Genomic DNA, 15,413 nt, shown 5'->3' on the forward strand with positions numbered 1-15,413 from the left:
AGAGAACACAAACTCAATCCTCTGTGACGGCTCTTCGGAGCCCGAGACTGCAAATGGATGTCTGGTTCTGCCGAGCGCAGGAACCGATGCCGAGAGGCACCTGTTGCGCGTAGAACATCCTGAAACTGTTGATTTGCACGCTCTCCCGAGCGCGCCCGGGACACCCGCGCCTTCACTTGACAGATGACTACATGGATGTCGGCTATCCGGACAAGTAGTTTCTGTAGTGCCCTCAAAACTGGTTACTGAGATGGTCCGCGTGCGCCGTGAAAGGCGTTTAGTCCACAGTGGGTGCAAGTCCCACCCGGGAACTGGTTCGTTCCGCCCGGTAGCAATCGGAGCAGCGGTGGAGGTAACAAAACTGCTGAAGCCTCCGGTGGAAGAGGGTCGTAAAGGCGACTCTGCAAGCGTGCAGGCCGTAACGTGAGTGAACGCTGAGCAAGCCTCGAAATTCATGATGCAGGAGCCGACCCGCCGCGGACTTGGGGAAGGCCGATGAGGGGGAAGAGTATGAGCGAACAGCTTCCATCAACCTGCCGGGGTAGTGGCGACGGCATGTAAGCAAAGGGGACTGAAGGCAACACGGGAAGCCCCAGCGGTGATTGCGGTTGGATCAACTGGCAGCTCGCGAGAGACAGGCCGGGCCGTTTGGGGTGGCGGAGAGGCTTGTAGTACCGATGAAGCCGGGTAATGCCGGTGGAGGGAAGGGGCCTCAGTTGAAGGCGAACGTAATAAGCGACAAAGGACAACGGGATTGGTGATGAGCCTAACAATCCTAACAAGCGTTCAGAAGTTGCAGATGGCGTTACACGCAAAAGCGAAGGAATCGCCCGACTTTCGTTTCTACGCGCTGTACGACAAGGTGTACCGCACGGATGTTCTGGTGTATGCCTACCAACGTTGCAAAGCCAATCGCGGAGCAGCGGGAATGGACAATCAGACATTCGAGGACATCGAGCAGTACGGTGTGGAGCGGTGGTTGGACGAACTGGCGCAGGAACTGAAAAGTCGAACCTATCAACCGCAACCTGTGCGGCGGGTATACATACCCAAGCCGGATGGGAAGCAGAGGCCGTTAGGTATACCCACAATCCGAGATCGGGTTGTGCAGACGGCGGCAATGTCGGTGCTCGAACCTATATTCGAAGCCGACTTGCAGCCTGAGCAGTATGCCTATCGGGCAGACCGCAGCGCGTTGGACGCAGTGCGACATGTCCATAAGCTGATCAACACTGGCCATAGGAAGATTGTAGATGCGGATCTCAGCAGCTACTTCGATAGTGTTCCACACGCCGAGCTTATGAGATCGGTGGCTCGAAGGGTCGTCGACGGAGCGATGCTGCATCTGATCAAGATGTGGCTGGAAGCTCCGGTTGAGGAAACCGATGAGCATGGAAATCAACGTCGGAGCGTGCGCAATCGGGACGAAGGTCGGGGTACTCCACAAGGAGCTCCGATCAGCCCACTGCTCAGCAATCTGTATATGCGCCGATTTGTACTCGGGTGGAAGGAACTCGGGTACGAGGCACGTTGGGAAGCGTACATCGTGAACTACGCCGATGATCTTGTCATCTGCTGTCGGACTGGAGCGAAACAAGCTCTAGACACGATGCAGAAGATGATGTCGAAGCTGAAGTTGACGGTGAACGACTCGAAGACGCGGGTCTGCTCTGTGCCGGAAGAGAAGTTTGATTTTCTTGGATACACGTTCGGTCAATGCTACAGCCCCAAAACTGGACGAGCCTATCTTGGCACCGTTCCAGCGCGAAAACGGGTGCGACGCATCCGTGGGGAAATACGCGAAATGACCGGACGGAGTACAACCTCGTTGGATCCATTAACAATAGTGACGAAGCTCAACCGCACAATGTGCGGATGGGCGAACTACTTTTGTCTTGGACCCGTCAGTACGGCCTATCGCGCTGTAGACGGTTACGCGGCGATGAGGCTGCGTCTGTGGTTGCGAACGAAACATAAGCTCTCAGGACGTGCAAACGGGATGTTCCCGGACACACATCTCTATGGAGCCTTGGGTCTTGTTCGTCTGGACAGACGGACACGCAACTTTCCGTGGGCGAAAGCGTGAGTCTTCTCCGAGAGCCGGATGCGGGAGATCCGCCTGTCCGGTTCGATGAGCGGGATGTGAAAACGGAGCACGGTCTGGATAATGAGGCACCGGCAGACGAAAGGGCCGGATACAGATAGGCCGAACCTAAACCACCGCGTCACATCTCGACTCTACCGCTTAAACCTCAACCTGGCGATGAGGATCTTATAGGCAGATTGAAGGAGGATCATCGACATGGAGATTCGTTCCGTAGGCATTGACCTTGGCAAGACGACCTTTCACCTGGTGGCTCTTGGCGATAACTGCAAGGTGCTGCTGAAGAAGAAGTTTACCCAGAAGCAGTTGATCACCTTCACCGCGAACATGCAGACCTCTTTGATCGGGATGGAGGCCTGTTCCGGGGCGCACTTCCTGGGCCGTACTTTACGAGAACAAGGCCACGATGTGAAGCTGATCCCGGCCCAGTTCGTGAAGCCATTCGTGAAGTCGAACAAGAACGACTTCCTGGATGCGGAAGCCATTGCTGAGGCTGTGGATCGGGAGAACATGCGATTTGTTCCGATCAAGACGGACGACCAGCTGGATCTGCAGGCATTGCATCGTGTGCGCGATCGTTTGATCGCGCGAAGAACCTCAGTCATCAACCAGCTGCGGGCCTTCCTGCTGGAGCGGGGTCTGGTATTTGCAAAGAGCCCGGCCAGGCTGCGCGAACGCATGCCCGAGATCCTCGAGAACGCCGAGGAAGATCTCACTCCGCGTATGCGGAACCTGCTGGCTCAACTTTGGAACGAGTGGAAGGATCTTGAACAGCGGGTGGTCGATCTGAACCAGGAAGTAGAGCTGATTGCCTCAAGTGATGCGGCATGCACGCGGCTCAGGCAGATCCCCGGCGTTGGCCCGCTGGTCGCAACCGCGATCGTAGCCGCGATCGGTAACGGCGCAGCCTTCCATAAGGGGCGTGAGTTTTCTTCCTGGCTTGGGCTGGTGCCACGACAGCACTCGACCGGTGGTAAGGCCCGCCTCTTCGGTATCAGCAAGCGCGGTAACAACTACCTGCGCAAGATTCTTCATCCATGGAGCCCGCGCAGTCGTATTGCGATCGAAGCGAGACCGCGTCGCCATGGGCGAGTGGATGACCGCTCTTGAAGCCAGAGCGCCACGCAACGTGCTCATCGCCGCCACGGCAAACAAACTGGCAAGGATCGCTTGGGCCGTGCTGTCAAGCGGCCAGGACTATCGGGCAGTTCAAGAGCCAGTCGCGGCCTAGCTAAGCGTAGCTATCAAGATCAAGTTCTCCCACCGAGGTCTGCACCTAAATCAACGCCCCCGAAAGACCTTGGGCTTTGAAACCCCGGCGAGTAAACTTCAAGCCAGTGTTGCATCGACCGGTTGAGACCGCCAGACTTTCAAGGAAGTAAAGCACAGGCGAGTCGGCGAAAGCGACGATCACCCTCGCTCCGGATTGCAAGACTCATCGTCTGCAAGGTAGCTCTTCTGCGTCTGCCACGCAGTTCACGCGATTCTTTACTCGAAAAGAAAGATCCGACCGATGCCTTATTTGGAAATCATTTGCGAGAGTCCACCTTTCGATCAACATCTCAATCAACCATTCGATTGACAACATTATCAAAGGTTGGTAGCGTTCTCTCGGTTCGCGGTAAACGATTTCTGTCAACTATTAAGAGCAAGTTGTAAATGCATTCGCATGACGTCGTATTTCTGTCGCGACGTTCAAAGAGAAAAACGATTTCTATAAGTAACTTTTGCGAAGGTCAGTATGATTCAACGAGTTCGGTGTTCTCTTAGTGTCATCGTCTTTGTGATGGCTGTTGTGATGTTGTCGCCATCGAGATGTCTTGCCGCTCCTACAGGAAGGATTGTGGGTTCAGTAGTTGACCCCAGCGGCTCCCCGATTTCGGGAGCTACGGTGACGCTTTCTAACGACAATACAAACGAAGTTCATACTGCCACTTCAGATGAGAGTGGAAACTTCACGTTTCCGTCAGTAGCCGTCGGGCGTTACTCTGTCAAAGTTGCGGCAGATAGTTTCCAGACCTACGTGCAGCATGGTCTCATTCTTGAAGTAGACCAGAATGTTACGGTACGAGCGCCGATGACGATCGGCTCTCTGACGCAGACGGTCGAGGTCTCTTCGACGCCGCAGGGGGTCAATCTGGTCGATGCGACAGTTAGCCACGTCGTTGATCAGCAACGGGTAAATGATCTTCCCCTGAATGGGCGCGATACCCTGCAGCTGCAGTACATCATGCCGGGCGTCTCATATGACAACAACGGCGTCTCTCACGGACAGGGCCAGCATGAGGGGGTCGTGGTTAACGGTAACCGTCCGGGCTCGAACTATTATCTGCTCGACGGCGTGGACATGACGGACAACTTCCTCTCGACTGCTCCGGTGTTTCCTGCGCCCGATGCATTGCAGGAATTCGACATCCAGACCAGCAACTTTACGGCGCAATATGGTCGCAACTCCGGCGGTCTGGTAAATACTGTCAGCCGATCCGGTTCAAACGCTGTACACGGCGGTGTTTTCGAGTTCTTCCGCAATACGGTTTTGGACTCACACAACTACTTCGACACCCCGGGATCGCGTAAGCCTTCCTTTAAGTTGAATCAGTTTGGTGGCTTCCTTGGTGGTCCGATCCAGAAGGACAAGATGTTCTTCTTCGGCTACTACCAGGGAACGCGGCAGCGCAAAGACGAGACGCAGACCATTGGACAGGTACTCTCGCAGACGCAACGGCCTGACCTGAATGGTGGTGTGGCTAACGTCTCTGGTCTTAGCGGCGCTGTTGACCCCCTGACTCGTCAGCCTTTCCCCGGTGGCATCGTTCCTGCCAATCGAATCGATCCCACAGCTCTGAGCATGATCAAGGCACTGATGCCTCTGCCGAATAATGCCTCAGGCGGCTACACCTTCATCGGCCCGGTTGCCAATAACCAGGATGATCTCAATGAGGATCAGTATCTCGGGCGCATTGACCGGACCTTCAGCGCACACGACATCGTGTTTGGCCGGTATTTCTATAATCAGGACACCTCCACCGGCCTAGGTTCGGGCAACCTGCCGGGACGTCCTCACCTCAAGTACTTCCGCAACCAGAACGCTGCGCTCGATTGGAATCACACGTTCAACTCTAATTTGATCAACACGGCAGTTTTCGGATTTACCCGCGTAGCTCATCACCGTGGGCCCACCGCGTCGGTGGGTTGGACAGAGTTCGGCGGTCCGGCGAGTGGATCAGCTCCGGGAGTTCTTGGAGACCTGTTCGTTTCGGTTAACGGGTCGATCAGCGCAGGCGGCGACGGAGCCTTCGTGCAGAATCGCCAGACCTGGCAGTACAGCGACAGTATCAGCATCATCAAGGGAAGGCATACGCTGACGTTTGGTGGCGACTATCGTCGCGAGGCTTCGAACCGCACGGAAGACTATGAGACTGACCCGAACTTCAGTTTCAACGGGCAGTATTCCGGCAATGCTCTCGTCGATCTGCTGCTCGGCTTGCCCAATAACTTCAACCAGCAGACCGAGGTGCAAAGCCGTCTGCGGCATAACGGCCTCGATGCCTTCGCGCAGGACAACTATAAGGTGACCTCGTCCGTAACGATCGATGCGGGTATCCGTTGGGAGCCATTCCTGCCTCCTGTTGATAACCTGAACGATCAGATCTGCTTCGATCCCGCCCTTGCGTCGAAATCCACCTTCTATCCCAACGCTCCTGCCGGCTTGCTCTTTCCTGGTCCTCCGGTTGGCAGCGAGTCTCTGGGGTCCGGAGATAGGAACTGCCCACGTGCGGGTATTCCGAATCGTTATAAGAACATCGCTCCGCGTATCGGTGTGAACGTTGATCCATTCAAGAACGGAAGGACCTCCATCCGTGCTGGCTACGGCGTCTTCTATGATCAGGCTCGTCTGATTGCGTGGAACCGCTTCTCCACGGCACAGCCCTTTGACTCCAACTCAACTGTGACTGGACCGACGGTCCTGGCGCCGAGCTTGAGTGGAAACAACATCTTTACCAACAGCGGACGCGCGAATCCGTTCCCGTTTGTGATTCCACGCACTGCGGCGCAGCGTGCGGCCTTCATCTGGCCTATCTCTTCCGCTGAAACAGTCTTCTCTCCGCACTTCAATGAGGGCTATACGCAGCAGTACAACTTGACGATCGATCAACAGATCGCTAAAAACTATACCCTCACTGTCTCTTATATCGGAAACAAGGGAACGCATTTGTTCATCTCGCGAGAGTACAACTATGCGCCCATCTCGAGTTTCGTCCAGACACCACCTGCTTCGGCTGGGAATGTCAGCGCCATCGCCTACAACAACAGCGACGCTGTGCTATCGAGACGACGTCGGCTGAGTGGTGTGCAGTGCCCGGTCGCTGCAGGTAGTTCCACAAGCGGTCCCTGCTATGGCGCGACGGAGATGCTTGAGCCAACGGGATGGTCCAGCTTCAACTCGGTTCAAGTCTCGCTCAACCATCGGTTCGATCAGGGCTTCAGCGTGCTCGCTTCCTATGTATACGCCAAGTATCTAGATATAGTGTCGTACACGGCTGAGGGAGGAAACGGACCGCGTAATCCTGAGAATTTTGCTCTGGATTATGGCCCCTCGGACAACGACGTTCGGCACCGTTTTACGGCGTCATATATCTATCAGCTGCCTCGGGCAAAGAACGTGAACGGTTTCCTCTCCGGCGTAGTGAATGGGTGGCAGAATCAGGGCATCATCACAGCACAGACGGGTGCTCCTTACTCGATTCGGTCCGGTGTTGATTCTGCTGCGGCTGGCGTTGGAGGTACGACCGCGGACAGGGTTCCTGGGCAGAGCATCGTTCCAGCGAACCATGGCGCTACCACGTATGTCAACGCTGCGGCGTTTACCAATGCGGCAGCCGGCACCTTCGGAAATACAAGCCGCAACAGCTTGTATGGCCCAAGCCTGGTAAACGTGGACTTCTCGCTCTTCAAGGAGTTCAACATCCACGAACATGGCAAAGCACAGTTCCGGAGCGAGTTGTTCAATCTGTTCAACCACCCGAACTTCGCCAACCCGGACAATACGGTCGGTAATGGCACCTTCGGGCAGAGCCTTTCGGCAAAGGACGGACGAATCGCACAGTTCGCTTTGAAGTACCTCTTCTAGCGGGTATGTGGCTTGCGTGTGGTCCTCAAGATGATGTGAAATGTTGGCTTGGGATGAGAAAGTTATTCTCATCCCAGGTAATTCTATCCACATCAGGAGGTCGGAAGATGCGAAGCGCATCACTGTTGCTGCTGTCTCTGGGCGTAACAGTTCTGTGTACACCGCTTGAAGCGCAGCAATCGACCTCGACCAATCTAGCTGACGGTGCTCCTGCAAGGATCGAACAGGCGTTGCGCGCGCAAGACAATCCGGGTGCGATACGGGAGTATCGTGCCATGGTTACAGCAGACCCTAAGAACGGCGATGCATGGACCGGTCTGGGAATATTGCTCTATGGCTCAGGATATGTGGCTGAAGCTGCTGATGCACTCTCCCAAGCGCTGAAGATCAATCCATCCGCTGTGAGGGCAGAGCTTTTCCTGGGTTTAAGCCAGGCAGACATGAGGGAGTGCGACAAGGCCCTTCCCGTGCTGACGAAATACTTTGCGAGTGAGCCGGTGGGCAAGCTGCAACGGCTGACGGGAATGACTCTCTTGCAATGCTCGTTGAAGGATAAGGATTCGGTGACCGCGCTCAGGACGGCCGTTCAGATGAAAAAGGACTATCCCGGCGATCCGGACGTGCTGTATGAGTCTGCTGAGCTGTTCACCCGCATGTGGAGCGCGACGGCGAACGAACTGATTACCTCGCATCCTGAGTCGTATCGTGTTCACCAGCTTGCAGGCGAGGTGAACGAGGCGCAGGGGAATTTGGCTCAGGCGATCCGGCAGTACAAAGCGGCCTTGGGAGAGAATCCGAAGCTGCCACAAATGCACTATCGCATCGGTCAACTTATATTGAGGAGCGGAGAACCCGATGCCGACGAGAAAGCCATGGAGGAGTTTCGCGCCGAGCTTGCGCTCGATCCCCAAAGTGCGATGTCTGCGCTGGCCATGGGAGAGATCGACCGTCACCAAGGCAAGCTGGTAGAGGCGACGGCGGACTATACACGCGCGATGAGGCTGGAAGCCGGCCTTCCAGAAGCTCAGGTAGGGTTGGCCCAGACGCTAGTGGCCCAACATCAGATCGACGCTGCACAGGCGCAGCTTCGCACCCTCATCGCCCAGCATCCTGAAAATGCACAGGCCCATTATGTGATGATGCTGACACTTCGTGAGCAAGGAAAGTTACAAGAAGCGACGGTAGAAATGGCCACCTTTAAAAAGCTGCAGCAGAATGGTGCGGACCAGTTCCAGAAGAAACTGAATGCGTTGCTGACTGGCAGCGCAGAGACGGCGCCGTCGGGTGCGGCGACGAGTCCCAATGAATGACTGATGCGTGTTCCTGCTGGAGCTTAATCGATCATATGAAGTTACCGGCACGACCGATCAGTCGCCGCACCTTGCTGAAGAGAGTTGGAGGTGGTTTGGCGAGCGCTCTGATTTCTCCCCAGATCCATGCGCTTTCCTCGTTTGTTTTGCAGCATGAAAAGAAGGCCCTTGGGTATACGGTCCATGACATCGCAGCACAGGCTGGGCTGGATTTTGTACAGATTTCAGGCGGAGATAAAGAGAAGAAGTACATCCTGGAGACGACCGGCGCAGGTGCTGCATTTTTCGACTATGACCACGACGGCTGGCTAGATATTTTTCTCGTCAATAGCTCTGCGCTTGGGGGCTCCCTCTCCGGAATCCCTCCGCAAAATAAGCTCTTCCACAATAACCGCGATGGTACCTTTACGGACGTGACTGCAAAGGCAGGGCTGATGAGGAGCGGCTGGGGGCAAGGGATTTGCATTGGAGATTTCGATAACGACGGCTTCGACGATCTCTTCGTGACGTACTGGGGCGAGAACGTGCTCTACCGCAACAACGGCGACGGTACCTTTACCGAAGTCGCTCACAAAGCCGGGATCGCCGGAGCCCCGACGCGTTGGAGTACGGGGTGTGCCTTCGTGGACTACGACCGCGACGGCTGGCTTGACCTTGTGGTAACGCACTATGTCGATTTTTCTTTGAAGGACGCGAAAGATCCAGGCAGTAATCCTTACTGCAATTATCGAGGACTGGCCGTGATGTGCGGCCCACGTGGTTTAAAGACAGAGAAAAGCACTCTCTATCACAATAACCGCGACGGCACTTTCACCGACGTGTCATTGAAGTCAGGAATTGGAATGAAGGGCGATTTGTTTGGAATGGGCATCCTCGTAGCCGACTTCGATAACGATGGCTGGCCTGACATCTATATTGCAAGTGACTCAACACCGAGTCAGTTGTTCATGAACAATCACGATGGCACGTTCCGCGAAGAGGGAACGCTGCGAGGAGTCGCGTATAGCGCGGAGGGGATGGAAGAGGCTGGCATGGGTGTCGCTGCCGCCGACTACGACAACAGCGGTGCCTTCTCCATTCTTAAAACAAATTTTTCAGACGAGGTTCCCAACCTTTATCACAACAATGGGAAGGCGCTCTTCAGCGATCTGGATGAGGCCGCAGGATTGAATCGCCAAACGCATTTCGTTGGTTGGGGGTGCGGCTTCTTCGATCCGGATAACGATGGACTGGCGGATATTCTGTACACCAACGGCCATGTTTATCCAGAGTTGGATCGCATCCATGCAGACACCAGCTACCGGGAACCAAGGGTGCTTTACCGCAATCTCGGTGGAGGACGTTTCGAAGATGTCTCTTCGCTGGCGGGTGAGGCGCTGACCAAGCCGTCGACAGGCCGAGGATGTGCATTTGGTGACTTCAATAACGATGGCTGCGTCGATGTATTGATCAATAACCAGGGGACGAAGCCTTCGCTGCTTCGGTTCCAGCCAGAGAATAACTACCACTGGATCAACCTCAAGCTTGTAGGAACTAAGTCCAATCGAAGTGCGATCGGAGCGCGTGTTCGATGTGTCGCAGGAACTCTGACGCAGATAGAAGAGGTACGCAGCGGAGGAAGCTACCTCTCACAGAGCGACCTGCGTCTCCACTTTGGTCTGCGGGATCAGACGATTATCGACCTGATCGAGATCTTCTGGCCGAGCGGGACGATAGATCGCCTGCGGAAGATTGAAGCCAATCAGTTTCTTCGGATTGAAGAGGGCGGCAAAACTGTTACCTTGCGACGGGAACCATGACAATCATTCGTAGCGCTGGAACTTTATTACTTGTCTTTGTTCTAGGGGCTCCTGGAATACAACGAGACCTTCGCGCTCAAGAGGCGAGCGTTGCTCGGACTCGGCTCGCTGAAGGAATACAACTCCTCCGGAATGGAGACGCCGCGCGGGCCAAGATAAAGTTCGATGCGGCAATAAGGGCGGACTCGCGATCAGCTGAGGCACTGACGTGGAGAGGAATTTGCGAAAATCAGATGCAGCATTATGCCGACGCGGTTGCAGATTTGCGTTCGGCATTACGCTTGGATGGAGAACTTCTCTCGGCGCATTACAATCTTGCTCTCAGCTTGATTCGCTTGCAAAAGATTAATGAGGCTCTTGAACAGTTGAGGATAGTGATAGCGGCCCAACCAAATACTGTGCAGCCACGATATAACATGGCGATTCTTCTGGAGAGCAAGAACGACTTCGCTGGAGCAAAGGAGCAGTTGGTCGCTGCTCGTTCGATCGATCCGCAGGACGCAGGCGTGGCGTTTCATCTGCTGGTGGATGAGCTCAAGCTCAAACATGATGACGACGTGCCGGCTCTTGTGGATCAACTCGCCGCCGCTTCAACAGCGATGGCTGTCCAGCAGAATGCGGCAACAGCACTGCTTGAAGCGGGCAGCTTTCAGAGTGCGGTGAGCCTTCTCCAGAAGGCACATGAGCGTGACCCTAAGTCGAATGCGATTGTCTCTCTACTGTGCCGAGCGTACATCGGTGCAGGTTCGAACTCCGATGCCATCGCCTTGGCTAGCGATGGAACGTTTTCGAACAATGAGGAGATGACATACCTGCTCGCCCTGGCATACGCGGGCAATAAAGAGACGCAAAGGGCACTAGAGACATTTACGCTCGCCGCGCAACAGGACACAAAGGATGCAAGACCGTTGTATCATCTTGGCCTGATCGCGGCTGCGACGCCGCAAGGACCGGCGAACGCAGTGCAGTTCCTTCGATCGGCACATCGATTAGACCTAGACAACGCCATCTATGCTCTCGCCCTCGTACGCATTCTACTGGTGACAGACCAAGCGGAAGAAGCGCGCGCTGTCCTCATAACGATCAAAGCATCTGGAGAGGACCAGGCTCAGGTCGATATGCTGTCCGGTGTAGCGCTCGCTGCAACTCATCAGGGGCCTGAGGCGGCGGCGCAACTAAAGAAGGCAATCGCTAAGGATCCCTCACTTGCCGTCGCGCACAATGTCCTCGGCTTCTGTTTTTTCCAGCAAGGGCAGTATGCCCAGGCAGCTGAGGCGTATGGCAAGGCATCGGAGCTCGACCCAAGACGGGTTCTTTATGCCCAGGACGCCGCTCTCGCATATGGACGTGCGAACCAGATCGATCACGCGCTGCGCTATGGCCAACGGGCGAGCTCGCTTGAAGAGAATAATGCCAACAGTCATGCTTTGGTCGGAAAGCTGTATGCAAGTGCAGGCAGAAGAGAGGACGCTGTGCGGGAGTTGCGGCTCGCAGTGGAACTAAATCCCGATAAGGATTCTGCATTGTATCTGCTGGCCCGGACGTATCAACAGATGGGCGACCAGCAGCAAGCTCTGGAATGGAGCGAGAAATTACGTCTCCTGAAGCAGCAACACGAAGCGGCTTTCAGTCTGCAGAAGAAGACAGAGGCTACATCTGTCCGTTCATCGACGTTGCTCGAGGGCGGCTCAGCGGTTGATAGCGATGCGAGCGCGCCATGAACCATACGAGACGGATGAGATTGATTCCCTTAATCGCCTTCAATATGGTCACGCATGCTTTGGCGCAGATGGCTGCCAGTCATCCGCAGCCGCAGGTGCAGCCGAAGGGCGGTGCACCTGTAGCCGACTTTGTGGATGTTGCAGTCCGCGCTGGATTGACCGTCCATACGAATATCGACAGTCAGCGTACGCGGCACATCAATGAGATGACCGGCGGCGGTGTAGCCCTCGTCGACTATGACGGTGACGGCTGGCTCGATATCTTCATCGTGAACTGCGGTCCCGCGAACGCACCCGCGGAACAACTCGCGATGAATCATCTGTACCGCAATAATCATGACGGCAGCTTCGTTGAGGTGACAGAGAAGGCAGGCCTCTTGCATCACGGATGGAGTCAGGGTGTTTCCGTCGGTGATTACAACGGCGATGGTTGGCCTGATCTCTTCGTCACCTATTACGGAAAGAATGTGCTCTATCGCAACAATAGCGATGGAACCTTTACCGATGTGACGAAGGCTACCGGTCTGCTAACGGAGAGTGATCTGTTCAGCACGGGTTCTGCGTTCGTCGACTATGATCGCGACGGCCATATGGATCTCTTTGTGGCTCACTACGTAGCCTATGAGGAGGCAACGTCGCACGACGCGGGAAATGGCGACAGTTGCAAATGGCGCGGCATTCCTGTGCTTTGTGGACCTCGCGGGCTGAGGGGCACAACCGATACTCTCTATCGCAACCGCGGAGATAGCACATTTGAGGACGTCTCAGGAAAAGCCGGAATCCCGATAGCGTTGAACTATGGATTTACGCCTCTGATAGCTGACTACAACAACGACGGCTGGCCAGACATCTATGTTGCCAACGACTCAACTCCTTCCCTGATGCTGGAGAACAACAAGAATGGCACGTTCGCCGAGACAGGAGTTCTCAGCGGCGTTGCCTACAATGAGGACGGACGCGAGCAAAGCGGAATGGGAGCAGATGTGGCGGACTTCAACGGGGACGGTCTGCTGGATATTGTCAAGACGAACTTCGAACAGGACACAAGTACCCTCTATTTGAATCGCGGCAATGGAACCTTCGATGACATCACCTTTCCCGGTGGGCTTGGAGTGAACACCAGCTTCGTCGGATGGGGCACCGGTTTTCTCGATTTCGATAACGACGGTTGGCCCGACATCCTGATGGCGAACGGACATATCTATCCTGAGGTCGATGCACTTCACGACACCTCCTTCCCGCAGAGGAAGATCCTATATCGCAACAAGGGAGATGGCAGCTTTGAGGATGTATCGCTTCGCGGGGGAGCAGGCCTCCTGCTCAGGCGATCATCGCGTGGTGCTGCCTTTGGAGACCTCTTCAATTCCGGCCAGACAAATATAGTGGTCAATAATCCGTCCGACCGGCCTACGCTTCTTGTGAACCGTATGGCGTATAAAGGGCATTCGTTGACGCTGCATCTCGTTGGAAACGCAGCAAATCCGCTGGCGATAGGAGCGCGGGCCACTCTAACCGCGGCTGGCCGCCATATGATAAGCGAGGTGCGGAGCGGCGGTAGCTATCTATCGCAGAATGATCTTCGTCTGCGATTTGGCTTGGGAGAGGCCGCCAAGGTCGATCAGGTGGAGATTCGCTGGCCAGACGGGCGCGTGGACAAACTGACCAATGTTGCTGCTGGTGCTATCGTCACAGTTCAATATGGAGGGAAGATGACGTCCACCCCATATCGAACTCTGCCAAGCCTCCTTCAGTAGTTACGGAGCGTTAACGCTGTAAATAGATGATGCATGAGGGGCTAACTGGATTTTTAGACCCGCAGAGCCGGGTACCTTCTTGTTTGTCCAGAGCTCTTCGATCGCTCCAGCCGCTCCCTTCCAGCCGATCTGCTGCCAGCGGAGATGCGTATCAACAGGAGTGTCTCCCAGATTAAAAGCGGCAATGTATTTACGATGGTTTGCCCCAGTGGCGTGAGCGGTCCAGACTCTCAGGTCACCTTTGCTATAGGCGATATGGTTGCCTGTGCTGTGCTGATTGGCGGAAAGAACTGCGCCGTTCGTCAGCAACGTGGTTGTAAAGGGATCGAGGGTTGGAAGGTCGCCGCCAAACATGAGGGGAGAGCGAGCGATAGACCACAGCGTGAGCAATGTACGCTGCTCATCATGTGTGAGTTGAGAGAGGCGGTCGTTGCCTCGTTCGGCACGCAATCCAATGTGCCCAAGCGGAAGCATGTCGGCATCCGGCCAATGTCCAGGCTCAACCCGTTTCGACCACGCTTCGATACGAGTATTCATATTCTTAACTGACCTCCAGTTATCCCAAAGATCATCCTCAATACGCCACATCTGTGCATTGTCCCGAAGGCTTGCAGCCTCCGTAAGAGGAGCTGGCCCCGGAGAAAGGCTGAGTACGATAGGTCTGCCGGAGTGTAGGATTGCCTTGTGTAGACCTTCTATCTCCGTCTTGTGATAAGGAGAGGACATATCGTCCGCCTTGATGAAGTCCACGCCCCACTTCGCATACTGGGCCACGATGGAGTCGTAGTATGCCTGGCCGCCCGGTTTCGTCATATCCACGCCATACATATCCGTGTTCCATCGGCAGAGGCTGTTCTTATCTGCGATATCTCCCGCGTGGATGCTGGTGCCGAAGATAGGATAGTTCTCGACAACGGCCTGCCTCGGAATGCCGCGTAGGATATGTATCCCAAATTTGAGTCCTTTATTGTGGACGTAGTCTGCAAGCGGTTTGAAGCCTTGGCCGTCCTTTGCGGAAGGGAATCGATTGACCGCTGGAATCAGGCGGCCATGGTCATCCATGGAGAGCTTCGCATTGGATCGATAGCCATGCGCCTGGGCGTTCGGCTCATACCACTGGATGTCCACGACGATGTACTGCCAACCGAAGGACTTTAGCTTTGCCGCCATGGTATCCGCATTTGCCTTCACCTCGTTTTCGCGCACCGTTGTGCCGTAAGAATCCCAACTGTTCCAACCCATTGGTGGCGTAGACGCAAGCTGGGCAACTGCGGGCGTGGCACAGAGAGGAGCCAGCATGGCACCAAGAGTGATGGAGAAGATAATGGCCCGGTTAGAAGTGGCTATTTGCCTTAACAACTTCATCTATTTTTCCAATCTGATTGAGGGACTCTGGTGCAGCACGAAGCATCTAAAAACAGTTTGGGTGTCGATTTGAGTGGGTATTCGGCGCGTTCCCACTGTAGCGGTTTGGAAGTGCACTGACAATCGATCTGAGCGGAATTTCTCAGGAGAGAGTCAGTCGATATTTCTTCTTGAACACCGTGGTTCGAATGGGGATAGATGTATGCTGTTGGTCGAGCAATGTACGGGG

General features: G+C 55.1%; 7 protein-coding genes and 1 pseudogene. 7 read left to right on the top strand and 1 reads right to left on the bottom strand.

Annotated elements, in window-relative coordinates; translation table 11 throughout:
- Positions 1–799 precede the first annotated feature (799 nt).
- From ltrA to BDD14_RS00895, 7 genes and pseudogenes are all read left to right on the top strand, one after another.
- Positions 800–2,086, top strand: coding sequence for a group II intron reverse transcriptase/maturase (ltrA, locus tag BDD14_RS00865; RefSeq protein WP_130417170.1), 1,287 nt, complete (start codon positions 800–802; stop codon positions 2,084–2,086).
- Positions 2,087–2,302: 216 nt separating this feature from the next.
- Positions 2,303–3,335 (top strand): annotated as a pseudogene (locus BDD14_RS00870) (IS110 family RNA-guided transposase).
- A gap of 612 nt (positions 3,336–3,947) precedes the next feature.
- Positions 3,948–7,235, top strand: coding sequence for a TonB-dependent receptor (locus tag BDD14_RS00875; RefSeq protein WP_165419845.1), 3,288 nt, complete (start codon positions 3,948–3,950; stop codon positions 7,233–7,235).
- Positions 7,236–7,342: 107 nt separating this feature from the next.
- Positions 7,343–8,545 (top strand): tetratricopeptide repeat protein, encoded by a 1,203-nt coding sequence (locus BDD14_RS00880; RefSeq protein WP_165419846.1) that lies wholly within the window; start codon positions 7,343–7,345, stop codon positions 8,543–8,545.
- Between the two features lie 95 nt (positions 8,546–8,640).
- Positions 8,641–10,344 (top strand): CRTAC1 family protein, encoded by a 1,704-nt coding sequence (locus BDD14_RS00885; protein WP_242617643.1) that lies wholly within the window; start codon positions 8,641–8,643, stop codon positions 10,342–10,344.
- Complete coding sequence (locus tag BDD14_RS00890) at positions 10,341–12,065, top strand: tetratricopeptide repeat protein (protein ID WP_130417174.1); 1,725 nt, start codon at positions 10,341–10,343, stop codon at positions 12,063–12,065. The genes BDD14_RS00885 and BDD14_RS00890 overlap by 4 nt, the downstream gene beginning before the upstream one ends.
- A gap of 14 nt (positions 12,066–12,079) precedes the next feature.
- Positions 12,080–13,819: a CRTAC1 family protein gene (locus BDD14_RS00895; RefSeq protein WP_165419847.1), complete on the top strand. Its 1,740-nt coding sequence runs from the start codon at positions 12,080–12,082 to the stop codon at positions 13,817–13,819.
- Here the strand turns inward: BDD14_RS00895 and BDD14_RS00900 are convergent, their stop codons facing one another.
- Complete coding sequence (locus tag BDD14_RS00900) at positions 13,820–15,184, bottom strand: glycoside hydrolase family 27 protein (protein WP_242617645.1); 1,365 nt, start codon at positions 15,182–15,184, stop codon at positions 13,820–13,822.
- Positions 15,185–15,413 lie beyond the last annotated feature (229 nt).

Origin of the sequence: Edaphobacter modestus (genome assembly GCF_004217555.1) — a bacterium.
GTDB classification, from domain to species: Bacteria; Acidobacteriota; Terriglobia; order Terriglobales; family Acidobacteriaceae; genus Edaphobacter; species Edaphobacter modestus.

Bases quoted from the DNA above. Each gene is read 5' to 3' on its own strand.
- ltrA (WP_130417170.1), top strand. From the start codon at position 800: ATGGCGTTACACGCAAAAGCGAAGGAATCGCCCGACTTTCGTTTCTAC.
- BDD14_RS00880 (WP_165419846.1), top strand. From the start codon at position 7,343: ATGCGAAGCGCATCACTGTTGCTGCTGTCTCTGGGCGTAACAGTTCTG.
- BDD14_RS00900 (WP_242617645.1), bottom strand. From the start codon at position 15,184: ATGAAGTTGTTAAGGCAAATAGCCACTTCTAACCGGGCCATTATCTTC.
- BDD14_RS00890 (WP_130417174.1), top strand. From the start codon at position 10,341: ATGACAATCATTCGTAGCGCTGGAACTTTATTACTTGTCTTTGTTCTA.
- BDD14_RS00895 (WP_165419847.1), top strand. From the start codon at position 12,080: ATGAGATTGATTCCCTTAATCGCCTTCAATATGGTCACGCATGCTTTG.